The following is a 26016-nucleotide window of genomic DNA, read 5'->3' as shown; positions in this document are numbered from 1 at the left end:
TGGAACTAAACTCAATACGCACTCACTAAAAACAAGGTTAACACCGGTGAATGTAAAGACGAAAGGCGCGATGGGTATAGAAATGGCAATGGCTTCCGTTGTCGTTTGCTTGTTTCTCAAGTTTTCACACATGGGGTGGGCAACGTTAGCGTTGCTGAGTTATTTTTTCGTTTGGGTACCACTGCTCATTTTCCATTGCTATGCGCATCGAGGTGTTCGATACACGGTTATCTCCCTGAACACCCTACTTGCTGTTGCTGCAAATCTATTGCTGATAATAGCGCCCCTTGTTTTTCCTGACTCGGGAGAGAGGAAATCTCAAACGCTTTTGCAGCTATGGGGTGTACCCATACAAACGGAGATGTGGGTGCCTGCTGTCATGTTCTTTCTTGCCATCGCAATTGATTATTGGCTCCACAAAAAGGCCTAGCATTAGCTAGGCCATGAGACTCACTGATTAATCGAGTCGTTCACCGTTGCTTTCGATGACTCGTTGATACCAGTAGAAACTGTCTTTCTTGTAGCGTTTTAGCTCTTTCTCGCTCTCTTCATCGCGATCAACGTAAACAAAGCCATAGCGCTTAGCATAACCATTCAGCCAGCTGAACAGATCTTGATAAGACCAGGTGCAGTAGCCGATCACTTCACAGCCGTCTTCAATAGCATCGTTGATAGCTTCAACGTGCGCTTTTAGGAATGCGATGCGATAGTCATCGTGTACTCGACCGTCTTCAGTTAGCGTATCATAGGCCCCTAAGCCATTCTCACTGATGAGGATCGGCAGGTTGTAGCGTGACGTGATGCGGCGAAGCGCGACGCGCAGACCCTCAGGGTCGATAGCCCAGTTCCAATCGGTCATTTTAAGGTGTTCGTTGTCAGCGCGAACATAGTAATCATCAGTAGGAATACGAGCCACATCAGAAACTACAGAAACCTGCGCCGCATTACCAGTTTGAGCCGTCTGCTCGCGGTTTTCAGGAGCGACAAACGTGGCTGATTGATAGTAGTTCAAACCCATGAAATCGCAGATACCCGCTTTAAGCAGTTCTTTATCGCCCTCTTGGAAATCGATGTGGATGCCAAGACGCTCCAGTAGCTTTAGACCAATCTTTGGATAAGCACCTTTTGCGTAAACATCCATCCAGAGCAGATCTTGTATCTCTTGCGCGTTCTCTGCAGCAATTACATCTTCTGGCGCGGCTGTTTTGGAGTAGGTAGGACTGTACGCAAAGCTAGCACCAATTTGGCCTTTGACACCCATCTCTTTGAATCGCTTCACTGCACTCGCGTTTGCAAGGCTTGCGATATGGTTGGCATTAATAAAGCGCTGATAATCAGAGACTTTAGGTGGATGAATCTTTTGAACATATCCTAGGCTTGTGAAAATATTTTGCTCATTCATGCAAACCCAGTACGGCACCTTGTCACCATACTCGCTAAATAAGACTTCACAATAACGTGTAAAGTCCGCCAGAATTTCACGACTTTCCCAGCCTTGATATTCATCTTGTAGCGCCTGCGGCAGATCCCAGTGGTAGATTGTTAGGATCGGTGTGATTCCGCATTCGATCAGTTTATTAATGACGTTATGGTAGAACTCAACGCCTTTTGGGTTTACCGTGCGACCATCTGGCATGATGCGCGTCCAAGCGACAGAGAATCGATAAGCCTTAAGACCCATTTCTCGCATCAGTTCGATGTCTTCTTCGTATTTGTGGTAGAAGTCGATCGCCACTTCACCCGTTGTATCTTTAAACGTATTACCCGGTACGCGTGAGTACACATCCCAAATCGAATCGCCTTTACCGTCTAGGTTCGCTGCGCCTTCGATCTGGTAGGCTGCTGATGCGCTGCCCCATAAGAAGTTCTCTTGAAATGCCATAACTACCCCGATTAACCCTTTTTCATGTAATTGTTTTCTGCTGGCAATAATATTAAAACCATATGGTTTTGTAATTGTTATTGGCTCAAAATTAGATCTTGATCGAATTATTTTCTATTTTGTCGAAATATTGAACGGATAAACTATAGGTTTATGTCGTATTGCTTGAGGCTAGCTCTAATAGAAAGTAATCTCAGTTTTACTTAATGTAGACTTCAATTGTTATGGAAAGTGAGTAAGCGAAATGGTCAAGTATCAGGGCATTTATAGTGAAATGAAGCAGCGCATTTTGTCGGGGTACTATAGTGCGTCCGATAAGCTCCCTGATGGCAAAGCTCTTGCTCAAGAGTTTGAATGCAGTGAGATAACGCTCAAGAAAGCGCTGGATTTTCTTGTCAAAGAGGGGCTGGTAGTACGTAAGCGTGGTTCGGGGTCATTTGTAAAACAACGTTCAAATGCGGTGTCGCAATCCCATCTGCTCGGAACTAAAAAAAGAGCAGAGGATCGTGGACAAGTCGTGAATACTCGAGTTGTTACCTTCAAACTGATTGAAGCGACAGAAGACATCGCAGCGAAACTAAAATGTTCGGTTGGCGACGAGGTTTACAGCATTACGCGCGTTCGGATCTTAGACGGTGTTCCAACGATTATTGAGTACATCTACTTGTCCAAAATAGTGGTTCCAAACTTGTCTATTGAACACGTTAAATCATCGATTTATGGCTACCTCAACGAGCAACTAAACCAAACCGTTCACAGTGCGAACCTCAAGATAACGGTGGGGCACGCAACCTCTATTGAGGGAGAGTATCTAAACATACCAATTGGTGAGCACCTTGTTTGTGTCGCACAGAATGCTTATCTAGATAATGGTCAACTGTTTGAGTATTCAGTGGCTAAACATTTGTGTGAGTCGTTCGAGTTCTCTACAACCTATGTGAAAAGCGAAACTCAGCTTTAACAACAGAGAGTTAATTTCACTCGATTTCAGTGTCTCACTATTGAGACGCTCCTGTTCCTCTAAACGTGGTGACTACAACTAAACTGTAAGGAGTAGTCGTTTAGTTTATTCAGGAGGACTCTTTGACTGGCTTAAGTGGAGTCAGCAAAGCCATTGATATTACTAATAAACGGATTTATCAATATGCAGCCAGTGACAGTGAAATACTGATTCAGGGAGAGACTGGTGTAGGTAAAAGTCGCTGTGCTAAGCTAATTCATCAATTATCTATGCGCTCTAAAGGACCTTTCGTCGAAATTAACTGTGGTTCGATTCCTCGCTCATTGATCGAATCTGAGTTGTTTGGACATGAAAAAGGGGCCTTCACTGGCGCTGTCAAAAACCATGTCGGCTTTATTAAGCGGGCAAACACGGGCACGCTCTTCCTTGATGAAATTGGCGATATGCCGCTGGAAGTTCAAGGGCATTTGCTTCACTTTTTGGAATCTAAAGAGGTACACAGTCTCGGTTCAGACTGTAATGAGACTGTCGATTGTCGTGTTATTGCTGCGACAAATGAAGCGCTCGATACCCTAATGGCTAATGGGGATTTTAGACAAGATCTGTTCTATCGTTTGAATGTCCTTCCTCTGACGATACCTTCCTTGAGGGAGCGGACAAGTGACATTGAGCTCCTCGCTAACTCGTTTCTAGAACAAGAGTTGCTAAAGTCTGGAATAGAAGCGCTTACCCTGTCGGATGCCAGTATTACCGTCTTAAGGCATCATCCTTGGCCAGGCAATATTCGTGAGTTGAAGAATGTCATCAAAAGAGCAGTGGTGTTAGCCACAGGCAGTGTCATCGAACCAGAAGCGTTAGGCATCGATATGGTGTGTGACTTTCGAACAGTCGATCATAACCAACTCGCATCAAAACACATAGAGAAGGTCATTAGAGACCACAAATACAATATGACCGCATCGGCAAGGTATCTCAATATCTCCCGTCCTACGTTGTATCGTTTAATCAAAAAGCACAAGTTAGAGCTAGATAGCTAGAATTAGGTCACTATTCGCGATGTCACTAGCATCCTACGTCGTTACAGACTGTAACGCCCACTGTAAAAGCAAACTGCTCAATTATCAAAATGTTAACATTTAAAGCTGTCCGCTCTATATTTCAACCCTAATAAAATCAGTTAGTTAACTTCGGTATAGGATTTGCTGTTGTAGTAGTTCAATCAGAACTCGTAAGGAGTAAGGAATGAACTCTCAGCGAACCAGTACTTATACTCAGCGGCTCTGTTTCTCTGCTGTGCTAGCGTCCTCGCTTGCGCTGTCAGGAAACGCGGTTGCCAAACTCGACGGTGCCATTTTCACGACCACCCCCGGAGGGGAGATCGTTAATGAGAATGTGCGTTATGAATCCAAACTGGAAGTATTTTTAGATGGCGGTCCGGGTCCCAATGCACCGGGCAGTGCTGCTGCGCTTCCGGCAGGTTACTACTATTTTCAGGTCACGAACCCTTCGGGTAAGTGTTTGCTGTCCAGCATTGAGCCTGATGCGGGTGTTAATGGTGGTACCTGTTATGAAGCAGTAAAAGGAAAAGGTGGACCGAAAAACGCCGAGACTTTTGCTGCAGAACCTCTTGAATGTCGTCTGTTCTACTTCGACGGTGAGGATGGTATTACGCTCACTAATCCAACTTACACTGTGACGCAAAAAGTGAAGGGGCAATGGGTTGAACAAGAGATACCCTGTTCACATGTCCTAGGCAGCGAGTATATTGCCGAGAATGGTGGTGAACTGGCTGAAGGCGATACTATCCAGCTTTATCCGTTTGCCAATACTCCGAATGCTGGTGGCGTATACAAAGCCTGGGTGTCTACCTACGAGAGTGTCTATGATGCTTGTAATGGTGATGTCGATAATGGCGCAACCGGTGAGAACTGTAGTGGTGTGTTTGGGTTTGTGCCGCGATTCTCCAAAACTGACAATTTTAAGGTTCGCCTTGGTGACCGAGATATACCAGTTACCTACGACATTGCCTTGCGATCTTTCCACGATAAGAACCTGAATTGCCAATATGACCCAGATTACAACACTCCCGCCAATGGCGACGAGCTGATCGAAAACTGGGACTTTGGTGTGACTGACCCATTCGCGAGCCGAACTATTTTCCGCACCACTGACTCCGAAGCGCTGCCAATTACGTTTAGCGTATTAGAGCAGGAAATGCTTGCTTGGTCGGTGGATCATTTTATGTGGTTTGCGAGCGTCAATGGTGTCACTCCTCTTAATGCGAACTTCACGCACTTTACGACCTTTGCAGAGCTTCGTAACTACGCCGCACGTCATAACGATGGAGCATTGCGACTTGGGTTTATGTCTCCATTAGCCTGTGACCAAGGCCAAGGAGCAGCAGTAATAAGTCGAGATTCTGGAGAACAAACGGATGATGGCTTTACGCCAACAGACTTTGCAGATCCTGTTCAGGGTAAAAAAGGCGAAGATCCGGATCCTGTGCTTGTCGTCGCGTTTGGTAGTATCGGTATTGCTGATATCACCGTGTGTAAAGTGTTTGATCGCAACAAGAATGGCATGAAAGACGATGGTGAAGGATATATTCCGAATTGGCCAGTGAAACTGACAGTACCATTGAGTGTGCCATTGCCAGACGATATCAACCCAGTAGCGACTCCAGACCTATGGACTGAGCTTGTCGCCATCTTTGGTAATGATATTAGTGGCATGTACAACCGTGTTATCAGCAAAAATACAGGAGACAACGGGTGTGCAGTCTTCAGAGCGTTAGTTCCTAATATTCGAGGTGATTTAGCCCCTTACGAGGTCAGTGAGAGCTTGAGTCAATCACCTGGGTGGGGTAATACGACGACCGATAAAGTCGAGTTTGATGTTCGATCTGTACTCACTTACGTAAACAGTTTGCCTGTTATTGATGGTGAAGTGGTTAATCGTACCGACGGCAAAACCGGCGATACATTTACGTTCCATAACACCTGCGACGTCCTAGTGAACTTTGATACTAAAGGGTACTGGCATAACAAAAATGGGCTATCTGAACTGGATGAAACAGATAGGACATACGTAAATAGTCTGGCACCATACAGTTCACCATCCGCCTATTTTGGCGCGGGTGATGAGCCATTCGATGGTATGTTCCAAGGCGGCGCACCAGTCGCAGCTGCCTTTAGTGGCGACAGTCTGATATGGGAAGCGGGTACTTGGCAGTCTGAGGTGTCACACTTCCTTGTCGACAGTAATGGCAATGCTGAAGAAAACATGCATAAAGAGCAGCTTGCTCAACAGTTACTAGCGTTTATCTTCAACACACGTCACCGTCCAGGAACTGATGGTTTATCCGGCTCAGCATCAATTGAGGTCAATGGTACTTGGATGACCATAGATGAGATCATTGCACTAGCGGTAGCGACATGGTCGTCAAACGATGTCTCCGCTATTATCTCGCTTGCAGCAACAATCGATGGCTTCAATAACAATGATGCGCTGCCAGTAGCGCCTCAAAGCTACACCGATTGTGTCACTCCTTTCTAAGGAGTGTGAGTCATTTATCAATTAAGCCAACCCTCGTGGTTGGCTTTTTTATGGTCACATTGAGACCTCACAGTGTGCGCTAGCGATCAAAATCTGGAGATGTTCTACGCTTTACAGTGCGATAACTATAATCCGATCAAGGAAGCACTATGAGCAAACCAATCATTGCCAATAACATCCCGGTCAAAGTTGAGCTGACCGAAGGTCAAGATTATTACTTCTGTACATGTGGCCGTTCCAAAAACCAACCTTATTGTGACGGCTCTCATGCCGGTACTGACTTTAAACCGAAAAGCTTCAAGGCCGAGTCAACGGGTGACGCCTATCTGTGTCGGTGCAAGCATTCTGCAAATCTTCCCTATTGCGATGGCACACATAAAAACTTTTTGGATGACATGGTGGGTAAAGAGGGACCGGGTATTTCGAGTGCTGCTGATGCCGCACCGATAGCAACTCAAACCAAAGAAGAGCCGACCGTTGAGTTTATCCATCAGCTCGCTCGCGAGGGACTATCAAAGCTTGGTCATCACGGGCCGATGACGTCGATGGGTGTTCCGCGACATCTACTGCCGCATTGGGATGATCTTCAAATTATGGTGGCGCAAATGGCGACAAAGCCTTTGCTGGAAGATGTGGCGGTAGGTACAGAACTTGTAATTGGCCCACAAGCTAAGAAGCCGCTCAAGCTGAACATTCCTCTGTTCGTATCTGACATGAGTTTTGGTGCGTTATCCGAAGAGGCGAAAGTCTCACTGGCGACGGGGGCTGAGCTTGCGGGAACAGGTATTTGCTCTGGAGAAGGGGGGAATGCTTCCAGAAGAGCAAGCCGCTAATTCACGCTACTTTTACGAGCTAGCCAGTGCAGGCTTTGGCTACGATGAAGAAAAGCTGAAATCTGTTCAAGCGTTCCACTTTAAAGGAGGGCAGGGCGCAAAAACAGGAACCGGTGGCCACCTTCCTGGCAACAAGAATATTGGGAAGATATCTGAGGTTCGCGGTATTCCGGAAGGCGAGGCCGCAATATCTCCACCTACCTTTAAAGATCTCCATACGGTGGAAGACTTTAAAAAATTTGCAGATAGAGTACGGGAGGTCACAGGGGGCATTCCTATTGGCTTTAAGCTCAGCGCAAACCATATTGAGGAAGACATTCAATTTGCATTGGATGCAAGTGCTGATTACATCATTCTCGACGGTAGAGGAGGCGGTACGGGGGCTGCGCCTGAAATGTTTAGGGATCACATTAGCGTGCCAACGATTCCTGCACTGGCAAGAGCTCGTCGCTATCTGGATCAACAAGGTATGAGCGGTAAGGTAACGCTCATCATCACAGGTGGGTTGCGAGTACCAATGGATTTTGTGAAAGCGATGGCGCTGGGTGCTGATGGTGTAGCGATTTCGAATAGTGCGATGCAATCCATCGGCTGCGTTGCTGCTCGAATGTGCAATACCAACAACTGCCCTGCTGGCATTGCTACACAAAAAGCCGATTTAAGGCAGCGACTAAACGTCGACAAAGCCTCTCACCAGCTAAAGAACTTCTTTGAAGCCTCGGTTTCTTTAATGCAGGTTATGGCGAGGGCGTGTGGTCACAATGAACTCGGTCAGTTTAATAAGAAAGATTTGGCGACATGGAATCGGGAAATGGCACATTTATCAGGGGTCAAATACTCAGGTTTTGAGTAGGCGTCCATCTATTGACTGTATAAGCTGAAGTTCATAATGATAACCGCGTCCTTTTGGTCGCGGTTTTTTCTATTTGCTGTTGACCTGTCTACAGCTTTATAGTTTACAGTGCCAACCATCAATCGGAGAGGACGTTGTGGTGTATCGGATATCAGAGTTAGCCGCAGAAGTGGGGTTGTCGAGAACAGCGCTGCTTTATTATGAAAAACAGAACCTTATTAGCGGGAAACGTTTATCCAATGGTTACCGAGTCTACAGCGATAAAGACCTGCAACGTGTCCGATTGATCCAACAACTGCAAGCTGGAGGTTTGACTCTGAAAGAGTGTAAAGCGTGTTTGGAAGCGAGAGTCGACCGAGCATTGTTACAGAAACGCTTGCAAGTATTGGATGATGAGATTGAGCAGAAGCAGCGCTCGCGTGATCTGTTAGCCGCTATGTTGGGAGAAGGTGATCTTAAAGCATGGCATGAAGGGCTAGATAAGTTAGCGCCAGATGCCCATCTCGAATGGTTAATTAATCAGGGCTTTAGTGAAAAAGATGCCCTGAGATTGAAATGGTTATCAAAAGACATGAACGAACACGAACTTTATATGGCTGACTTTATGACGGTATTCGAAACGCTTGAACGTTGGGGACCGGGAAGTGAGCAAGAAACACAAAAGGCACTAAACGCAGTACCAAAAACGCCCAAAAACCTGCTTGAAGTTGGTTGCGGAAAAGGACTGGCAACCAAAGTGCTAGCAGAAAACAGTAATGCAACTATTACTGCAATCGATAATGAGCAGTCAGCGTTGGATCGACTTGTCGAGCGTTTCCAACAACTTGGTTTAGCGGAAAGGCTCAATACCGTTGTTGCAAGTATGACAGAGCTACCATTTGAACCACAAAGTTTCGATCTTATCTGGGCAGAAGGTAGTGCTTACATCATGGGAGTAGAAAAAGCCCTATCACAATGGAAGTCTTTCTTAACGGACCACGGATACATTATGTTGAGTGACATGGTTTGGAAGACATCGACGCCAAGTGAAGCGTCGGTGGCGTTTTGGAATCAAGAGTATCCCGATATCCAACAGGTAGACACTCGCCTTGAACAGATTAAAAATGCGGGCTACCAAGTTGTTGACCACTTTCCGATGAGCCGTGAAGCTTGGATGAACTACTACGGACCACTGGGTGAACGAGTCAAAGAGCTTGAACCAGAGATGTCTGAAAAGGCTGCATGGAAAGACATCAAGCATGAGGTAGAGATCTGTACTCAATTTGCCGAAGAGTTTGGCTACCATATGTTTATCGTTCAAAAGCAGTAACAATAAGGTTGCTCGTCGATGTAAAGAGCCCACTAAACAGTGGGCTCTTTAATTACTATCCCGCATCAGCTGCCCTCTATCATTCCAAAATATTATGCAAATCATAATATCTGATAATTTCACGTACTTTCCCTTTTGTCGTAATCTAGCGCCAGTTGGAAATCTCCATTTCGCTTATGTGGTTACCTCAGCCGATTAAAGGTGAGTGTCTACATAAGATTCAGGCGAGGGTTAATATGAAAGTTTTGCACACAATGATTCGCGTAGTGGACCTAGATAAGTCCATTAAATTCTACTCAGAAGTTCTTGGCATGAAGGTTTTAGACCGTTTCGAGAATGAAGAGTATCGCTATTCACTGGTCTTTGTAGGCTACGAGGGTCAAGATGCAGGCTCTACCATCGAGCTGACTTACAACTGGGATACAGACCAGTACGACCAAGGCAATGCATGGGGACATATTGCGATTGGTTGTGATGATATTTATGCGGCATGTGAGCGCATTGAACAACTGGGTGGCAACATCACTCGTGCACCAGGTCCAATGAAAGGCGGCGAAACTCACATCGCGTTTGTAAAAGATCCTGATGGTTACTCTATTGAGCTAATTCAATCGAGCAAATAATAGAGAACATATAGAGGTTTATGATTATGACAGATTCAATGTTTCAACCAATTCAATTGGGTTCACTTACTCTTAAAAACCGTATCGTGATGCCACCTATGACTCGCTCTCGCGCGTCACAGCCAGGTAACGCAGCGAACGATATGATGGCTGAGTACTACGCACAGCGCGCTTCAGCAGGTCTTATTGTTGCAGAGGGCACACAGATCTCTCCAATGGGTCAAGGCTACGCTTGGACGCCGGGTATCTATTCTCAAGAACAGATCGCTGGCTGGAAAAAAGTGACTGATGCAGTACACGCAAAAGACGGCGCTATCTTCGCTCAGCTTTGGCACGTAGGTCGTGTTACGCACCCTGATAACATTGGTGGTGAACAGCCTATCTCTTCCTCTGCATTAAAAGCAGAGAATGTGAAGGTTTTCGTCGATAACGGCACCAACGAGCCAGGCTTTGTTGACGTGGTTGAACCTCGCGCTATGACCAAGGAAGACATCAAAGATGTGGTCGAGCAATACCGCCAAGCGGCACTAAACGCTGTTGAAGCGGGTTTCGATGGTATCGAGCTACATGGTGCAAACGGCTACCTAATCAACCAGTTTATCGACTCTGAAGCGAACAACCGTGATGACGAATATGGTGGTTCAACTGAAAACCGCTTACGTTTCCTAGACGAAGTAGTTGCTGCTGTTGTTGATGCCATTGGTGCAGATAAAGTGGGTGTTCGCCTAGCGCCATTTACTTCTCTAAACGGTACTGTCGATAAGACACCTGTAGAGACCTATACCGCGGCTGCACGTGTACTTAATAAACATAACGTAGTGTACATGCACATTGCGGAAGTGGATTGGGATGACGCGCCTGACACACCAGCTGAGTTCAAAACAGCGGTTCGTGAAGCGTATCAAGGTACCATCATTTACGCAGGTCGCTATAACCAAGAGAAGGCAGAGCAGGCTCTGGCTGGTGGACTTGCTGACATGGTTGGCTTCGGTCGTCCATTTATCTCAAACCCAGACTTACCAAATCGTATCAAGCACGGCTACCCGCTAGCTGAGCACAATCCAAACACCCTGTTTGGCGGTAACGAAGTCGGTCTGCTTGACTACCCAGAGTACCAAGCATAACTTTACAAGCCCGAGGCTAGGGGGCTTCCCATTTAGGGAATGACGCCTTGGGCTTGTCCCTCGCTCCCAGCTATCCTTTTCCTTTCTTGCTAATTCGCTTCCAAAGTGACTATTCACATTTGATCGCTTACAATCTCGACAACTTCCTTAACCCTTTCCAGTACGATGAGCTTTGTTGAACTTCAAGACAAACTGGCGACCTTCACCGCTTTAGAACAAGTGTTTGACTACTTTGAGGTTGAATACGATCGCAAGTTTCTTGATGAATATCGCCTGCCGCTTTTAAAGCGTTTCAACGGCTATCTTTTGATGCAAAAACCGGAAGACTGGTTTGCAGCGAGAAGGGTGCTTAGAAATGCGTATTGTAAGATCCAAAGAGGTCGATTAGACCCTGCAACACGTTCTGCGTGTCGAGGATGTACCTCTTGTATTAGACGCTAATAAGGCCCACACCCCAGTAACTATCTCTAGTTATAAGCGTATGAGCCTTTTTGTTTTAGGCTAATAGTAGATTACTTGTCGTCGACGTTAACAAACATCATAGTCAGAGCAAATGCCAGAGCAAATACACCCACAACGCCAAGTACTGCTTGAATGAAGTTCTGTGTGCCGCTTGCTAGGTATGCAGGAAGACTGAACACAGACGATAGAATGTAGCTTGTTAGGTGAGTATCAATCGTCACAGAGATTGCGCCGACAACACCTGCCGCCAAGCTCGCAGTAAACAGTGCCTTTGTGTACTTAGTTAGAACACCGAATAGAGCTGGTTCAGTGATACCTAGAATTGCGGTGATACCAGAGCCTACTGTTACTGACGACTCTTCTTTAGAAACATGCTTACGCTGTTTGTACCACACAGCCATAGTTGCACCAGCGATTGCTAGGTTGCCAAGACACATGATTGGCATCAGTAGATCTTTTCCGTACAAAGCAAAGTTGTTCAAGCTGATTGGCGTCATGCTGTGGTGGATACCAAACACGATAGTAATTGGGCGTGTCAAACCGAACACGAAACCAGTTAGCGTTGGTGAAATCTCAAGAAGTGAGCTCACTACCCAGCCCGCACCGTTACTTAGCCACATACCCGCTGGAGCAACTAAAGATAGGACGATTGTAGATGTCACAGTAAAGGCGAGCAGCGGTGTGAATACCGGTTTTGCTGACGATGGAACGAATCGGTCAACAAACGGTGTCACCTTTGAGAGTACCCAAACGGCTAGGATGGCCGGAACAATAGCGCCGCCGTAGTTCAGGAGCTCTACTGGAATCACGCCCATTACGGTGAGTTCAGGTGCCGCGCCAGCATCTTTAAGTAGCGCTGCTTTCTCAACCAGTTTTGGTGCCAGCATTGCTGACGACACGGCTAGTGCGATGTACTCGTTAACTTTAAACACCTTAGCAGCAGAGAAAGAAACCAGCATAGGTAGGAAAAAGAAAACGGCTGTAGAGATTGAACGGAAGAAGTAGACCGTATCGGATGATTCTGAAATCACATTGGTAGCGATAAGACCAGACAACAGTCCCATTAACATACCGGCACCAGCGATGGCTGGTACTACTGGCCCGAAAATACCCGCTACCACGCGCATTGCACTTTGGAACAGTTTACCTTTTTCGACTTCGAGAGTTGGCTCTTCGGTACTCGTGCTGACACCAGAGAGCGCGTTGTACCATTTCTCCACATCGACACCGATGACAACTTGAGTCTGTCCCTGTGCTAGCACAACGCCTCGCACACCAGGGATTTTCTCAAGGGCATCTTTCTTTGCCAGTGACTCGTCTGCAAGCTTAAAGCGCAGGCGCGTCATACAGTGGGTAATGTTTACGATGTTGCTCTCACCACCAAGCGCCGTCACTAGCACTTTTAGGTTGTCGTTGAAACCGTTTTGCTCACTATTATTTTTCGTTGTTGAGTTCACGTCATCAAGCGTTTCAGTCAGTTGCATAATGGAATTTCCTGCCGTTATTTGATGGGGACATAATATCCAGAGGGCGTATCTGCCCCAATCGAAAAAACAGAGAGATTCGTCACATTAAATGCGTCAATTCATTAATTTTAAGCTATTTTCATCGATTGGTTCGTTTTTCTTTGCAAAAGTCCATCGATAACGAACCAGTCAAATTTTGCCATAAAATAGCGCTTGAATTCTGTTTTTTTTCGCTGTTAGATAGAATGAAATTTCTGACCTAGAGCCAATATCGTGAAAGAAAATCTCATTACAAATATTGAATGTGTGATTACCAAACCAGACCGTCATAATCTAATTACAGTGATTGTGGAAACCGAATCAGGGGTGACAGGTTATGGTTGTGCAACATTTCAGCAGCGTCCACTTACCGTAAAAACAATGGTGGATGAATATATTAAGCCACTGGTTATTGGTCGAAATGCAAATAACATCGAAGACCTGTGGCAGATGATGATGGTTAATTCCTATTGGCGAAATGGACCAGTCATTAATAATGCGATTTCTGGTGTGGATATGGCGCTTTGGGACATTAAAGCAAAGCTTGCAAATATGCCGTTACATCAACTATTTGGCGGCAAATCAAGAGATGCGATTCAGGTCTACACGCATGCAACCAGTGACACTATGGAAGGCTTGTACGAGCAAGTCGATCAGTTCCTAAAACAGGGCTATAAGCACATTCGTTGTCAGCTTGGTTTTTACGGTGGCGTACCAGAGAACATGCACACAACAGAAAGCCCAACGGAAGGCTCGTATTACGATCAAGACCAATACATGGCGAATACACTGAACATGTTTAAGCTACTTCGTGAGAAGTACGGTAATCAGTTCCATATTCTGCATGATGTTCACGAAAGGTTGTTCCCGAACCAAGCGATTCAATTTGCCAAGCAAGTCGAGCAGTATTATCCATACTTTATTGAAGATATCCTGCCACCAAATCAAACTGAATGGTTGAGTAACATCCGCAGTCAGACCTCGGTATCTTTGGCTTTAGGCGAGCTGTTTAACAATCCAGAAGAGTGGAAGTCGATCATCATTAATCGTCAGATTGATTTTATTCGTTGCCATGTTTCGCAAATCGGTGGTATCACACCTGCATTGAAACTCGGTCATTTCTGCGAGAGCTTCGGTGTGCGAATTGCTTGGCACTGCCCACCAGATATGACACCAATCGGTGCTGCAGTGAACACGCATATGAATGTCCATCTGCACAACGCGGCCATTCAAGAACACGTGCATTACAAAGAGAATACGCGCCGCGTGTTCCCGAATGCAGCAGAGCCAAGAAAAGGTTTCTTGTACGCTTCAGAAAAGCCAGGTATTGGCGTTGAAATGGATGTGCAAGCAGCGAAAGACTTCCCGGTTGAATATCGTCCACATGAATGGACACAAAGTAGACTGCCTGATGGTTCAATCCATACGCCATAAAATGATTAATAGAAAGCGACCGCTAATTTAGCGGTCGTTTTGATCTCGGTATTGCAAACTTTCGTTATTAAATTTGGTGTGATACGTACATTGATAGTTAATATCGAGAATATCACTGACAATAAAAGCCTCTCCCGATAAAAGAAAACCTCGATTAGTAATATTCATAGCCGACGTAGAACGTTTGCATTCTAGTAACTTAGCATCTTCTGAAGATAAACTAACGGCTTTATAACTCGTTAAGTAGCTGTCTATTTCTAAGCCCAATGAAAGCGCGAGCTTTTGCAGCGAACTTTCAACGATAGTGTCGTTCATTTTAGGGAATAAATGTACCGGTAGAATCGTTTCTTCTATTTGAGTGATTTTATCTTGAACGAGTCTTAACCGTTTGATGTGCCACAAGTAATCATTTTCACCTATAGAGAAAACTTGCATCTCGTGATGAGTAGGTACTCGTTTGTTAAGCTGAACTTTTTTATAGGAGATCTGCTCGAAGCTATTTTCTGTTATCGAGTTATATATGAGTGGCGAGCCAATCATCGCTGTATTAACAAAATACCCCGACCCCGTTTTGGGTTTGGCTACACCAATTGCCTCAAGTTTCGATAGGGCCTTTCTAATAGAGAATCGAGATAATTGATATTTGTCGGCGAGTTCTCTTTCTGAAGGCAGTTTGTGTGTGATAACACCTTGGCAGATTTTACTGATCAGGTCTTGAACCAGCTGTTCATGCTTTTTCATTGCGGGCTTTGTGAATTACATCAGATGGTATAAATGATAGCGACGAAAGAGGGATATTGGCAAACCTATTGAGTTAGCCATTGAGAGTTTTGAGGGGTCAAGCGAGATTTGAAGCCAAGTGAGGTTCACTCACTTGGCTACGAGGCGCTACATGCACTTATTCACTGAAACGGCGACGGGATTTGCTTTCTCGTCGAACTTAACTGACCAAACGTACTTTCCAGCAGTTTCAATGACAGATTTAGTATCTTTGCCATAGCCACCCCATTTAAGTACTTTTGTCTCTCCTGGGTTAAGCGAACGACCTTCAGCGGTGTATTGTGGTTTCCAGTCTGAAGCTGCGTACTGCATGCTGAACTTACCTGGTTTTTCGTCGATCACTGCTTGATACAAGCCGTCTCCTTTGTGCTCGAACTTACGTCCGTCGACGTGTTTCCAGTTTGAATCGGCAAACGTACCGACTACGAAAAGCTGTTTGCTAACAGGACCTTTATCAGCAACCGTTGGCGCGTCACAGGCTGCCATTGCGGCGGTATCGACGCCTGCTGGAGCAGCCGCCACAGCAGCTGTCGTTGTTGCAGCACTGTCATCCGCTGATGATGTCGCTGGGTCAGACGCACAGCCAAACATTAGTGCACTTATCACTGCCATAGACAGAGCAGATTTTATTGATGTCATGGTTTGTCCTTTTTTATTTTTGGTTAGGGCGAGCCTAGGATATTCCTCACCCCAAAATAGCTACTCATCCCCCTAAAGAGGTGAAGGGGGATGAGTGCAAAGGGTGAGAGTAATAGGTCACAAAATGTGCAAGTTTTCTTGCTGCGTTTTGTTAGCTGTTTTTGAGATAATTCTGATTTTTATCGTTAACGACAGGTCTGTTCAATATAAAATTCTGAGACTGTTCTCTTATTGAGGAAATATAACCAAATATTACAAACTGATAACGGGATCGTTTTTGGTAACACGAAGGGAGTGTGTTTTCTGGTATTTGAGGTGTGGTGATTTTGCTAAAAGGTGAACCAGTAAGAATTGCGTCGCGTAAGTAAAGAGCGTCGGCAAATCAGGAGAGAACCATGCGAAGCACTATAATCCTCGTAACCAGTATGATCGTTTCATCAAGCCTTTGGGCTGCCGGCTCTGGCTCGAGCAGCAACCCTCTCAGCCGGGCTGAGCGGATATACAATCAGGGTGTTGAGTTGATGATGGACAAGCAGTTTCTTGATGCAGAGCGAAAATTTCGAACAGCCTTGAAGCGAGATAAAGACTGGGCGGAAGCGCACAACAACCTAGCGTATACCCTAAGAAAGCAAGGCCCAGACCATTACAATACCGCGATGTTTCACTACAACAAAGCCATAGCTCTCTCTCCAAAAATGCCTGAACCTTACATGTATCGAGGTGTATTACATGTTCAGATGGGCAATGCCGCACTCGCGAGAGAAGATCTAGATACGCTGAGACAATTGCGTTCACCTCTGGCGGATGAGCTGGCATTTGTTATTGCCCAGGGTGAAGAGAAAACGCCAGAGCAGTTCTTCGGTGTGTCTAAAAAAGTAAAAGGCTAGGGCTCGCATGTGAGTTAGCTAATCTGTCGTGTGATACTGAATGTTGCACATCCGTTGAAATGAGCAAATTGTGTGAGTTCAAGCTCCAGATTGTCCTTAAATGCAGTCTGCTTGTTCGCACTGGGCTCAATGTGGAGCGTTATAACCTCTAGGTGCGCCTCTTTCCTGTGGGCTTTACAATCTGCTCTCGCAACCAATCGCCCGTCCCACAATATCGGTAAGACAAAGTAGCCATGTTGCCGTTTGGTCGCGGGGACGTAGCACTCTAGAAGGTAATCGAAGTTAAAAAGCTTGCTCACCCTGTCGCGCTGAATGACAAGATTATCAAAGGGGAGAGGATGCGTGTTTGTTTTCGATTCAGCCTTTTATCCAATAACGAAAGGGATTGAGGACGAGTGAAATAGATCTCTCCATTCACTGATACCTTATCTATTTCTCCCTCCTCAATTAGCTGATTTATCGCTTCATTGACGCTCGCTTTCATACCTTTTTGTAGATAGGTTATTTCTGCCAATGTGGCTAGACCATGAGTCACAAGCGAGTTAATGACAAGAAACTTGGCGTACTCTAGCGCCGAGGGAGTGGTTGTATTGATACTAGATGGCAGTACACGTTCAGTTAGATCGTAAACTTTATGGAAGTTTTTGCGTTCAGTGATCATTAAATCACCTTGCATATACAGCATTTCAAGCGCTTGTTTAGTTGGTTTGCTCTCCCATCCCGTTTTCTTTGTGACCGTAGAATCGAAGTCTTTCGCCATTAATGGCCCATCTGATGTGATTCTCGCGAGTACCTCCGACATCAGCTTAGGGTTTTTCCTAAACCAGTGATTTTGCTTGTCTGACTTGATGGCGTGTTTTCGAGGTAGTGAAAATTGAAAATTTGCCATATCCAGATACGAAGCAGCATGAGACCAATATTCGTATACCAAACGTTCTTTCACCATCCGATCTAAGTGCTCTGGAGCGTAACTATGATTCCGGCTCCATAAGGTATGGTGGTGAGCGCGTTGCACTACAGAGATAGTATCAATCTGCACATAGCCTAACGTCTGCATCGCTTGCACGCTTTTCTGGTAAGCGGTGCCAGTTAGTTTTTGAGCCGGGAGCCCCTGAGACAGCAGAGCAATTTTCTGAGCCTGTGCGAGAGAAATAGACTGCATTACATAACTTCCAAGCTAGCCATTAAGAAAACACTGTTTTTCGCTTGTTGTTTATGTAGAACCAAGCACTGATAGCGATAAACAGAAACGCAAAGTAGTAAACAAACGATGACAGAGAGGCAATGAAATCAATATGTTGCTCAATTTGTTGTTCCGTGTAGTTTTGGGAAAGCAGTTTGTAGTAATAGGCGTATAGCATGCCGATAAACCCATAGCCAAGATTAAACATGAGTCCCTTAAAACTAAGTACAGTGGCTCTGTTGTGCGATTCGGTCTTCTTGTTCAGGTGATAGCTGATGAATATATTCATCGTCATGGTGATGAAGATTAATGCTAGTGCGGGAATGACTCCAAAGATAGGCCAGCCCAGACTAATGCAATAGTAGGTTGCGATGGTGGCGACCCCCATTGCTAGGATGAATCGTTTTGGCTCCATTTGTTCAGCCAGCCTGCGGCTCCTTCCTGCGAGTAGTATTTGAAACACACTGATTCCTGCGCCAATAAAGCCGATGTAGATAATGGGGATCTCAATCGCTCGATAATATTGACTGTTCATGGTGAGAAACATGCGCGAGGTATGCTCGAATAGGCTGTAGTAGAGCAAAATAAACAGAACGTAAGGAGTTGATAGCACCCACTTCCCAGTATTCATGGTTAGCTTAAGGCTCGCCATCGTTGTAGCGAGTTTTCCGCCTTCGGCCGTCTTCTCCTTTTTCTCTTCTTCCATACTAAATGCAGCATAGATAGCAATGAGAGCGACAATTAGAGTGGCGAACACTGGAATACGCATGATGTCTTGTGTTGACTCTGGCCTGTTCATCCCAAGCACTTCAAAAATCGAAGCCATAAAGTTCACATCGTACATCGCCGCACCAAGCAAGGTAACGACAATCCCTACGCTTGAGGCAATGCGAAGCTGCATTTGCAGAACTTGGGGCCAGACTTCTTCTTTACCTTGATCTTTGAGTGTGTCGTACGCGAGTGCTTCGTCGGCACCACTTGCCAATGACATAGCGAGCCCACTCAACACTCGATTAATCAAGAAAACCATGAAGACCACGTTGGGGTTCTCTGTCGGAACCAAGGCTATCATGGCGATTTCAACAAACATCACGAGCGAGGAGAGGACGACCAGCTTTTTGCGACCTAAGGTGTCAGCAAATGCGCCCGATGGCACTTCTGAAATGACAATGGTCGCCGCCCAAACGACATTGAGCATAGCAAACTGTGAGAGGGTAAGACCGTAATCCAAGTAGAGTAGTGTGAAAACTGGGTAGTAAAAGCGTGCAAAGTAACTGCTTCGGAACATTAAGAAACAGCGGACGTTGCGAACTTGCAGGATCTCTTTGACGGTCATAATGAATAGATACTTATTGTTATATAGGAATAGGTATAAACCTATTTGCTCGATAGGTAAAAGATTTCACTTCAATCATAGCTACATTAGAAAGATCAGTCATTTACTGCTATAGCTGATTGTATGGTCTCTTCGAAATTATCAGCTTTAGAGTGAATTATGGATCCAATAACACAGGGTGTCCTCGGCGCGTCTTTGTCGCAATCGGCGAGTAAAAAGCAAAATATACTGATTGCTGGCGCTCTTGGGCTTCTTGCTGGCATGTCGCCTGATCTCGACGTTTTAATTCGCTCTTCAAGCGATCCTTTGCTGTTCTTGGAGTATCACCGCCAGTTTACCCACTCTCTACTTTTTATCCCCTTTGGCAGTGTTATTTGTGCCTTTGTTTTGTTCCACGTGTTTGCCAAACGTTTCGGCTTTTCATTCGCACAGACTTTGTTTTACTGCGCTCTAGGATACGGTACCCATGCGCTTTTGGATGCGTGCACCTCTTACGGTACTCAGCTTCTCTGGCCATTTAGCAATGATAGGTATGCGTGGCGTGTGGTGTCAGTTATCGATCCCACATTTACCTTGCCTCTTTTAATGTTGTTGGTCATCGCAACACTAAAGCGTAGTCCGTGGTTCGCCAGAATCGCCATGATATGGGCGCTAGCTTATCCGCTTGTTGGAATGGTTCAAAGGGATCGTGCTGAGGTTGCGGGCTGGCAACTGGCCAAGGCGCGTCAACATCAGGTTGTTGAGCTGGAAGCCAAACCGAGTTTTGCCAATATCCTAGTGTGGAAGGTAGTTTATGAGACTGAGGATAGTTACTTTGCGGATGCAGTGCGAGTGGGGAGGACAGTAAAAACTTATCCGGGAGAGTCCATTAATAAACTGGTGGTTACCAGAGATTTTCCTTGGTTAGATCCAAATTCGCAGCAAGCGAAAGACGTGGAGCGATTTCGTTGGTTCTCTCATGGATACCTAGCTCAAGATCCCAATAACTCATCCCGAATTATGGACGTTAGGTATTCGGTTGTACCTAATGAGTTTAAAGCGCTATGGAGCATCGAGTTGTCGCCGACGGCTTCAAACGATGAACACGCCAATTACGTGACACACCGAGGCAGTACTTCTGAGTCGAGACAAGTATTTTATGACATGCTATTTGATAGGTGAGTGTATTTTATCGGTCGGTGCGCTTGAAATAACGCGTGGCACATCTATTGCGCTCTTTGAACTGGAGATGTGCCAAGAGCGCAATAGTCTTAGTGAGCGGTTTTATTTACCATTCAGCTTAAGTACTGAGAAGGTTACGCTGTTGTAATCGCCATTTTTCTTATCTGTCGCGAAGTCACCCGTACCTGCACAGCCTGGTCCCCAAACTGGGTGTTTTTCTTGGGTGCTACATTGACCGTAAGCACCTGCCTTGAAGTAGAAGTCATCTTCCGCGTAGCCAGTTGGAAAGTCTTTCTCATCGATGCCTTTACTTAGGTCGATTTCGTATTTCACGGTATCGTGTCGAGCAGTCTCAAACGTTAGATACATCATGGTGCCTTTCACTTCCACTTTGTAGCTGAACTCTTCTCCAAGCTTGATACCTGCTTTGCCTGGTTCTGCTGGGTTTTCCCATGTGTTACCCCAAACTGGGTAAGCGATGTCTGCGCGATCAGGGTCAGCTTTGGCTAGGTTACGCTCATAGTTCCAGAAAACGGAACCATACTCGTGGTCAGGAAACTTCTTGTAGAAAATCTTCAGCGGTTCATTACCGTGCCCATAACCGGTTTTCGCTTCAATTAACTCGTTGTGTTTTTTAGCGTGAATCTGACCAACCACCACAGAGTGTGCAGGGTACTTCTCAGGGAATTTTGCGTTCATGGAAACGTGATTGACTTTCAACGTTGCCTCAAGCGTTCCGCCCACAGCGCTGTAGCTTTTGGCATCTGGGTGGCTAGAGAGAGCCCATTGGTTGAGTTTGTCGTTGGTGAGAATGTTATCGAAGTTCGCGCCGCGTGGCATTTGACGAAGCTCAGAGCGTGCATTCTTTGAGTTCTTGGTGGTGATGGCTTTGTTGTGTACTTCAAATACTAGGTTGCCATCTTGATCGAGATGGAAGAAGTCCTCGTGAGAGTAGCTAAGCATAGCTACCCCTTCAATTTCATCGACCTTACCATCTTCATTAATGTCAGATGGGATCGTGATCTTCCAGTTACGCATGTCAAACTTGTCAGCAGGTACAGGATATGAAACGCCATTGTTAGCGACATCAGCTAGTGTGGTTAATGGTAGGGAGAGTAGGATAGAGCCGGCAATGATGGTCAACTTTTTCATTATGTTAATTCCATTGTAATGTCATATTGTCTTACATAATATTTAGGCAAAATAGAATGAAAAGTTGAGTTAAATTGATATGTGTAGCCGATCACATATCAACCAAAACTGCGTATTGAATATTGGCGCTAGTTAACAAAATTAGCCTATTTCAGCGATCAAATGTTGCAGCTAATAAGAATAATTAATGCTTTTAAAATAGTACTTTGAGAGCGATTCTTATGCTCTAAACTGTCTAATCTTTCCTATCTTTATATCGAATCTACAATTTTAGAAATTTGTCACAGTTTGCTATATGACGTGGTAAAAAAATAAGCAATCCATCACATAAGTGTAGCTGATAAATTGTAATACAAAAATATAAGAGTATTCATTGATAGTGCAATAAGTAACCAAAAGAATTAAAACTAACTTACCTATCAAGGAATGAAAACATGAAGATCAAACCTACTCTGACCCTCGCTGCTGCTTCAGTACTTCTTGCTTGCGGTGTACAGGCTAAAACGTTAACACTCGGCCACGCGATGAACTTAGAAAGTGCGGCGCACAAAGGCATGGAGATTTTTGCTGCAAAAGTGAAAGAAAAGTCTGGTGGTGACTTGGACGTGCGCATCTTTGCTAACGGAATGTTAGGTTCTGAACGTGATCAAGCAGAACAAGTGGTCACTGGTGCCATTGATATGGCGAAAATCAATGGCTCATTAGCCGAGTCTTTTGAACCAACGTTTAAAGCGGTTTCTATTCCATTTTTGTTTAGAAGTTCTGAGCACATGCATGACTTCATTCGAAGCGAAGCAGCGGAAAAAATGCTCCAGTCTAGCCAAGGTAAAGGTTTTTTAGGCTTAACATTTTATGATAGTGGTTCCCGAAGCTTCTACAGCTCAAAACCTATTCATTCTCCTGATGATTTGGCAGGTCTAAAGATCCGTGTTCCAGAATCACCAACTATGATTGAGATGATTCGTTTATTAGGAGCAAAAGCAACGCCGGTCCCATTTACGGAGGTTTACACTGCGTTGCAACAAGGAGTCATTGATGCAGCAGAAAACAATATCTCTTCACTAGTTGAAATGAAGCACATGGAAGTGGCGAAATTCTACGCTATGGACCAGCACATGATTACACCTGACCTCATCATGATTTCTGAAACCACGTGGAATGGGCTGTCTCCAGAGCATCAAAAAATCGTTAAGGAAGCTGCGACCGAGTCGATGGAAGAAGAAATCAAAATCTGGGCCGAGATCGATTCCGCTAACATGAAAAAAGCGAAGCAAGCAAACGTTGAGTTTATCGAGGTGGATAAATCTAAGTTCCGTGAGCGAGTTGCCCCTATGATCACGCAAGCCAAATCGGACCCTGTTCTGGGCTACTACATCAACGCAATTGAAGCACTATAAGCAACATCCGTTCTCTATCTGCGCCAAGGGTCATTTCCCTTTGGCGCATTCGATTAGGTAAGTTTTATGTATAAATATATCCATATGATTAAGCAGTGGATGGATAAATTTGTCCTCTGCTTTTGTGGCTTTGCCATTATCAGTCTTGTGTTGGCCGTAACATGGCAGGTGTTTAGTCGTTATGTACTCAATGATCCAAGTTCGTGGACCGATGAAGCAGCTCGTTACTTAATGATTTGGTTTGGTTTGGCGGGAGCCAGCTATTTATTTGGCAAGAATGGTCATTTAGCCATTACTTTATTTGTTGGTGCGTTGAAGAGCACACACCAGAAATACGCCTACTTAGTGATTAACGCGACATGTGTGGCCTTTATCAGTGTCGCTATGATCAAAGGGGGCTTGCAGCTAATTGGAAGAACAGGTTCTCAGTTGTCTCCAGCGCTTCAAATCCCAATGTCCTATGTATACACAATTCTCCCAGTTGCGGGTGTACTCATGACGCTCTATATCGTTCTTAATACGTTAGAGCTATTCACCAAACCCGAACATAGCGGAGGTTAGTTATGGATATTTCAGTTGGTTTTTGGCTTCTATGTTTGTTCTTGGGGTTGATTGCTTTTAGCGTACCTATCGCAATTGCTATAGCGACCTCTTCGTTGATTATCATGTGCACTATCATGCCTACGAATGTGGCATTTATGACCGCAGGGCAGAAAATAGTGACGGGAATTGATAGTTTTAGCCTGTTAGCGATTCCGTTCTTTATTCTTGCGGGCAATATTATGAATCGTGGGGGTATTGCAGCAAGGCTCGTTGACTTTGCGAAGGTTCTAGTAGGAAAAATGCCAGGGAGTTTATGTCACGTTAACGTGATAGCGAACATGCTTTTTGGTTCAGTTTCGGGCTCTGCGGTAGCCGCTGCGGCAGCAGTTGGTAAAACGCTTGAACCAGAGCTCGAAAAAGAGGGTTACGACAAATCCTTCTCGACTGCCGTAAACGTTGCTTCATGTCCTGCAGGTTTGCTTATTCCGCCAAGTAACTCGCTGATTGTATTTTCGGTAGTAAGTGGTGGTACTTCTATCGCTGCACTTTTCATTGCGGGTTACATTCCTGGCATATTGATGGGCGTAACCTGTATGGTACTTGCCTACTTTATTGCTAAAAAACGTGGGTACCAAGATACGTCACCAAGAGTTTCAGTGCGTGAAGCTCTCCAGATAAGTTTACGTGCAATGCCGAGTTTAGGCCTCATCGTTGTGGTTATCGGTGGGATTATCGGAGGTATATTTACAGCAACAGAGGGGGCGTGCATTGCAGTGCTTTATGCTTTTGCACTGTCTTTGTGCTATCGCACTTTGAATCTAAACATCATGAAAACCATACTGGTAGAAACGGCAGAAATTACGGGCATTATGTTGTTCTTAATTGGTGCTTCTACCATTATGTCATGGGCAATGGCATTTACTGGACTTCCAAGCTTGATCAGTGAGTGGATGATGTCTATATCAGACGATCCAATCATGATATTTATCATGATGAACCTCATACTGTTGGTTGTGGGCATGTTCATGGACTTGACCCCCGCCGTATTGATTTTCACCCCTATTTTCATGCCTATTGCAACTCAGTTGGGTATGCATCCTGTGCACTTTGCTATGATGATCATCTTTAATCTATGTATCGGTATTGCAACGCCTCCAGTTGGCACTGCATTATTTGTAGGTTGTAGTGTCAGTGGAGCCAAGATTGAGAGCGTCATTAAATCGGTGATACCTTTCTGTGCGTTACTCATAATTACCTTGTTGGCGATTACTTTTATTCCAGAGATCAGTCTTACATTGCCAAGAATGTTCGGGTTAATTCAGTAACTCTCACTAGATGAGATGCTGGTTCCAGCTGGGGCCAGCATCAATCCCGCTTAAGCTTCACGGTCACCATGATCTATCTTGTTTCCATCCTACACTTAAAGTTATTCAAATTTATGGTTTAATGGCTGGTCTACAAACACCAATATAGAGCAGTAGGTGAGAAGGATGGCTAGATTAACAATTTTAGATGGTGGCATGGGGCGAGAGCTAGAGCGTATTGGTGCGCCTTTTTCGCAGCCTTTGTGGAGTGCGCAAGCTCTTATTGAAACCCCCCATTATGTTAAGCAAGCTCACCAAGCTTTTATTGATGCCGGTGCTGAGATCATCACGGTCAACAGTTACGCTTGCGTTCCGTTTCACCTCGGAGATGAGCTATACGAAGAACAAGGCGTCTCACTCGCGGGTAAAGCAGCACGGTTGGCTCATGAAGTTGCATCGCAGAGCGAGCAAAAGGTGCAGGTAGCAGGTTCACTGCCACCTGTATTTGGTTCGTATCGCCCCGATCTATTTGAACCAGAGCGCGGGAAAGCAATAAGCATTGAACTGCTACACGCACAAGATGAGTATGTCGATTTGTGGTTGGCGGAGACAGTCGCAAGTATTGCTGAAGCGAAAATGTATGCTGAGCTCTTCAGTCTCACCAATAAACCTGCGTACATCTGTTTTACGCTGCAAGATGAAGAGGATCAGCCTGCAACGCTACGTTCGGGAGAGTCTTTGAAAGACGCCATCGCCTTATTGGCAGATATTGACGCACAGGGTGTCTTTTTTAACTGCTCGATCCCAGAAGTGATTGAGCGAGCGATAGAAGTGGTCAATCAGGTTACCAACCAAGTGGGTAAGTCACTTGAAGTAGGTGTGTTTGCTAATAGCTTTACGCCAATCAAGTCGGGTCATCAAGCCAATGCATCGATTCAAACTGTGAGGCATTTTTCTCCGCAAGAGTACTTGGTGTTCGCGAAACGCTGGCATGCCCTTGGCGCTTCTATCATTGGTGGCTGTTGTGGCATTGAGCCGCGCCATATCGATGAGTTGACGAAATGGAAGCAGAGCTTAAATAAGGAGTAGGTCT

21 protein-coding genes and 2 pseudogenes are annotated in these 26016 nt (G+C 45.2%); 16 read left to right on the top strand and 7 right to left on the bottom strand.

Annotated features, from left to right (window positions below):
- The first annotated feature begins 46 nt into the window (after positions 1–46).
- Complete coding sequence (locus tag AC6I8Y_RS20645) at positions 47–430, top strand: hypothetical protein (protein ID WP_394149173.1); 384 nt, start codon at positions 47–49, stop codon at positions 428–430.
- 27 nt (positions 431–457) lie between these two features.
- Here the strand turns inward: AC6I8Y_RS20645 and AC6I8Y_RS20640 are convergent, their stop codons facing one another.
- Complete coding sequence (locus AC6I8Y_RS20640; protein ID WP_498022957.1) at positions 458–1882, bottom strand: glycoside hydrolase family 1 protein; 1425 nt, start codon at positions 1880–1882, stop codon at positions 458–460.
- 244 nt (positions 1883–2126) lie between these two features.
- Here AC6I8Y_RS20640 and AC6I8Y_RS20635 point away from each other — a divergent pair, with 244 nt between their 5' ends.
- From AC6I8Y_RS20635 to AC6I8Y_RS20600, 8 genes and pseudogenes are all read left to right on the top strand, one after another.
- Positions 2127–2843: a GntR family transcriptional regulator gene (locus AC6I8Y_RS20635; protein WP_498022956.1), complete on the top strand. Its 717-nt coding sequence runs from the start codon at positions 2127–2129 to the stop codon at positions 2841–2843.
- A 122-nt stretch (positions 2844–2965) separates the two neighbouring features.
- The gene (locus AC6I8Y_RS20630) at positions 2966–3880 is read left to right on the top strand and encodes a sigma-54 interaction domain-containing protein (protein ID WP_394149168.1); all 915 of its coding nucleotides are present in this window, start codon (positions 2966–2968) and stop codon (positions 3878–3880) included.
- 205 nt (positions 3881–4085) lie between these two features.
- Positions 4086–6398, top strand: coding sequence for a hypothetical protein (locus tag AC6I8Y_RS20625; RefSeq protein ID WP_498022955.1), 2313 nt, complete (start codon positions 4086–4088; stop codon positions 6396–6398).
- A 149-nt stretch (positions 6399–6547) separates the two neighbouring features.
- Positions 6548–8084 (top strand): annotated as a pseudogene (locus AC6I8Y_RS20620) (glutamate synthase-related protein).
- 139 nt (positions 8085–8223) lie between these two features.
- Entirely contained in the window at positions 8224–9393 is a 1170-nt protein-coding gene (locus AC6I8Y_RS20615) for a MerR family transcriptional regulator (RefSeq protein ID WP_498022953.1), read from the top strand.
- 236 nt (positions 9394–9629) lie between these two features.
- Entirely contained in the window at positions 9630–10016 is a 387-nt protein-coding gene (gloA, locus tag AC6I8Y_RS20610; protein WP_042470576.1) for a lactoylglutathione lyase, read from the top strand.
- Between the two features lie 26 nt (positions 10017–10042).
- Positions 10043–11140 carry an alkene reductase gene (locus tag AC6I8Y_RS20605; protein ID WP_498022952.1) on the top strand — a complete coding sequence of 366 codons (1098 nt, stop codon included), beginning with the start codon at positions 10043–10045 and terminating at the stop codon, positions 11138–11140.
- Between the two features lie 165 nt (positions 11141–11305).
- Positions 11306–11581 carry a nitrogenase-stabilizing/protective protein NifW gene (locus tag AC6I8Y_RS20600; RefSeq protein WP_128649176.1) on the top strand — a complete coding sequence of 92 codons (276 nt, stop codon included), beginning with the start codon at positions 11306–11308 and terminating at the stop codon, positions 11579–11581.
- Positions 11582–11652: 71 nt separating this feature from the next.
- Here the strand turns inward: AC6I8Y_RS20600 and AC6I8Y_RS20595 are convergent, their stop codons facing one another.
- Positions 11653–13086: a PTS transporter subunit EIIC gene (locus AC6I8Y_RS20595; protein WP_234496401.1), complete on the bottom strand. Its 1434-nt coding sequence runs from the start codon at positions 13084–13086 to the stop codon at positions 11653–11655.
- A 255-nt stretch (positions 13087–13341) separates the two neighbouring features.
- Here AC6I8Y_RS20595 and AC6I8Y_RS20590 point away from each other — a divergent pair, with 255 nt between their 5' ends.
- Positions 13342–14541: an enolase C-terminal domain-like protein gene (locus AC6I8Y_RS20590; protein WP_498022950.1), complete on the top strand. Its 1200-nt coding sequence runs from the start codon at positions 13342–13344 to the stop codon at positions 14539–14541.
- Between the two features lie 27 nt (positions 14542–14568).
- Here the strand turns inward: AC6I8Y_RS20590 and AC6I8Y_RS20585 are convergent, their stop codons facing one another.
- The gene (locus AC6I8Y_RS20585) at positions 14569–15282 is read right to left on the bottom strand and encodes a GntR family transcriptional regulator (RefSeq protein ID WP_234496403.1); all 714 of its coding nucleotides are present in this window, start codon (positions 15280–15282) and stop codon (positions 14569–14571) included.
- Positions 15283–15429: 147 nt separating this feature from the next.
- Positions 15430–15960 carry an early set domain-containing protein gene (locus tag AC6I8Y_RS20580; protein ID WP_394149159.1) on the bottom strand — a complete coding sequence of 177 codons (531 nt, stop codon included), beginning with the start codon at positions 15958–15960 and terminating at the stop codon, positions 15430–15432.
- A gap of 395 nt (positions 15961–16355) precedes the next feature.
- Here AC6I8Y_RS20580 and AC6I8Y_RS20575 point away from each other — a divergent pair, with 395 nt between their 5' ends.
- Entirely contained in the window at positions 16356–16847 is a 492-nt protein-coding gene (locus AC6I8Y_RS20575) for a tetratricopeptide repeat protein (protein WP_498022947.1), read from the top strand.
- A 14-nt stretch (positions 16848–16861) separates the two neighbouring features.
- Here AC6I8Y_RS20575 and AC6I8Y_RS20570 read toward each other — a convergent pair.
- Both AC6I8Y_RS20570 and AC6I8Y_RS20565 read right to left on the bottom strand, forming a co-directional pair.
- A pseudogene (locus AC6I8Y_RS20570) lies at positions 16862–18009 on the bottom strand (winged helix-turn-helix domain-containing protein).
- A 22-nt stretch (positions 18010–18031) separates the two neighbouring features.
- On the bottom strand, positions 18032–19366 hold the full coding sequence (locus AC6I8Y_RS20565; RefSeq protein WP_498022945.1) for an MFS transporter: 1335 nt from the start codon (positions 19364–19366) through the stop codon (positions 18032–18034).
- 159 nt (positions 19367–19525) lie between these two features.
- Here AC6I8Y_RS20565 and AC6I8Y_RS20560 point away from each other — a divergent pair, with 159 nt between their 5' ends.
- Entirely contained in the window at positions 19526–20527 is a 1002-nt protein-coding gene (locus AC6I8Y_RS20560) for a metal-dependent hydrolase (protein ID WP_498022943.1), read from the top strand.
- 102 nt (positions 20528–20629) lie between these two features.
- Here the strand turns inward: AC6I8Y_RS20560 and AC6I8Y_RS20555 are convergent, their stop codons facing one another.
- The gene (locus AC6I8Y_RS20555; RefSeq protein ID WP_498022941.1) at positions 20630–21679 is read right to left on the bottom strand and encodes a polysaccharide lyase family 7 protein; all 1050 of its coding nucleotides are present in this window, start codon (positions 21677–21679) and stop codon (positions 20630–20632) included.
- Positions 21680–22113: 434 nt separating this feature from the next.
- Between AC6I8Y_RS20555 and AC6I8Y_RS20550 the strand changes: the two genes are divergently transcribed.
- The 4 genes from AC6I8Y_RS20550 (at position 22114) to AC6I8Y_RS20535 (ending at position 26012) form a co-directional block, all read left to right on the top strand.
- Positions 22114–23076, top strand: coding sequence for a TRAP transporter substrate-binding protein (locus AC6I8Y_RS20550; protein ID WP_252015282.1), 963 nt, complete (start codon positions 22114–22116; stop codon positions 23074–23076).
- A gap of 66 nt (positions 23077–23142) precedes the next feature.
- A complete protein-coding gene (locus AC6I8Y_RS20545; RefSeq protein WP_394149151.1) occupies positions 23143–23637 on the top strand; it encodes a TRAP transporter small permease in 495 nt (164 codons plus the stop codon).
- A 2-nt stretch (positions 23638–23639) separates the two neighbouring features.
- Entirely contained in the window at positions 23640–24944 is a 1305-nt protein-coding gene (locus AC6I8Y_RS20540; RefSeq protein WP_394149149.1) for a TRAP transporter large permease, read from the top strand.
- A gap of 165 nt (positions 24945–25109) precedes the next feature.
- Positions 25110–26012: a homocysteine S-methyltransferase family protein gene (locus tag AC6I8Y_RS20535; protein WP_498022938.1), complete on the top strand. Its 903-nt coding sequence runs from the start codon at positions 25110–25112 to the stop codon at positions 26010–26012.
- The last annotated feature ends 4 nt before the right edge of the window (positions 26013–26016 follow it).

The sequence above is a fragment of the Vibrio sp. KUL78 genome (assembly GCF_059725505.1).
Note: the sequence above shows the minus strand (reverse complement) of the source record. Positions and strands in the feature narration are given on the sequence as shown.

What these genes read in the sequence shown, in the direction of transcription:
- AC6I8Y_RS20640 (WP_498022957.1), bottom strand. Translation starts at nt 1,882, where the DNA reads ATGGCATTTCAAGAGAACTTCTTATGGGGCAGCGCATCAGCAGCCTAC.
- AC6I8Y_RS20635 (WP_498022956.1), top strand. Translation starts at nt 2,127, where the DNA reads ATGGTCAAGTATCAGGGCATTTATAGTGAAATGAAGCAGCGCATTTTG.
- AC6I8Y_RS20625 (WP_498022955.1), top strand. Translation starts at nt 4,086, where the DNA reads ATGAACTCTCAGCGAACCAGTACTTATACTCAGCGGCTCTGTTTCTCT.
- gloA (WP_042470576.1), top strand. Translation starts at nt 9,630, where the DNA reads ATGAAAGTTTTGCACACAATGATTCGCGTAGTGGACCTAGATAAGTCC.
- AC6I8Y_RS20605 (WP_498022952.1), top strand. Translation starts at nt 10,043, where the DNA reads ATGACAGATTCAATGTTTCAACCAATTCAATTGGGTTCACTTACTCTT.
- AC6I8Y_RS20600 (WP_128649176.1), top strand. Translation starts at nt 11,306, where the DNA reads ATGAGCTTTGTTGAACTTCAAGACAAACTGGCGACCTTCACCGCTTTA.
- AC6I8Y_RS20595 (WP_234496401.1), bottom strand. Translation starts at nt 13,086, where the DNA reads ATGCAACTGACTGAAACGCTTGATGACGTGAACTCAACAACGAAAAAT.
- AC6I8Y_RS20585 (WP_234496403.1), bottom strand. Translation starts at nt 15,282, where the DNA reads ATGAAAAAGCATGAACAGCTGGTTCAAGACCTGATCAGTAAAATCTGC.
- AC6I8Y_RS20580 (WP_394149159.1), bottom strand. Translation starts at nt 15,960, where the DNA reads ATGACATCAATAAAATCTGCTCTGTCTATGGCAGTGATAAGTGCACTA.
- AC6I8Y_RS20575 (WP_498022947.1), top strand. Translation starts at nt 16,356, where the DNA reads ATGCGAAGCACTATAATCCTCGTAACCAGTATGATCGTTTCATCAAGC.
- AC6I8Y_RS20565 (WP_498022945.1), bottom strand. Translation starts at nt 19,366, where the DNA reads ATGACCGTCAAAGAGATCCTGCAAGTTCGCAACGTCCGCTGTTTCTTA.
- AC6I8Y_RS20560 (WP_498022943.1), top strand. Translation starts at nt 19,526, where the DNA reads ATGGATCCAATAACACAGGGTGTCCTCGGCGCGTCTTTGTCGCAATCG.
- AC6I8Y_RS20555 (WP_498022941.1), bottom strand. Translation starts at nt 21,679, where the DNA reads ATGAAAAAGTTGACCATCATTGCCGGCTCTATCCTACTCTCCCTACCA.
- AC6I8Y_RS20550 (WP_252015282.1), top strand. Translation starts at nt 22,114, where the DNA reads ATGAAGATCAAACCTACTCTGACCCTCGCTGCTGCTTCAGTACTTCTT.
- AC6I8Y_RS20545 (WP_394149151.1), top strand. Translation starts at nt 23,143, where the DNA reads ATGTATAAATATATCCATATGATTAAGCAGTGGATGGATAAATTTGTC.
- AC6I8Y_RS20540 (WP_394149149.1), top strand. Translation starts at nt 23,640, where the DNA reads ATGGATATTTCAGTTGGTTTTTGGCTTCTATGTTTGTTCTTGGGGTTG.
- AC6I8Y_RS20535 (WP_498022938.1), top strand. Translation starts at nt 25,110, where the DNA reads ATGGCTAGATTAACAATTTTAGATGGTGGCATGGGGCGAGAGCTAGAG.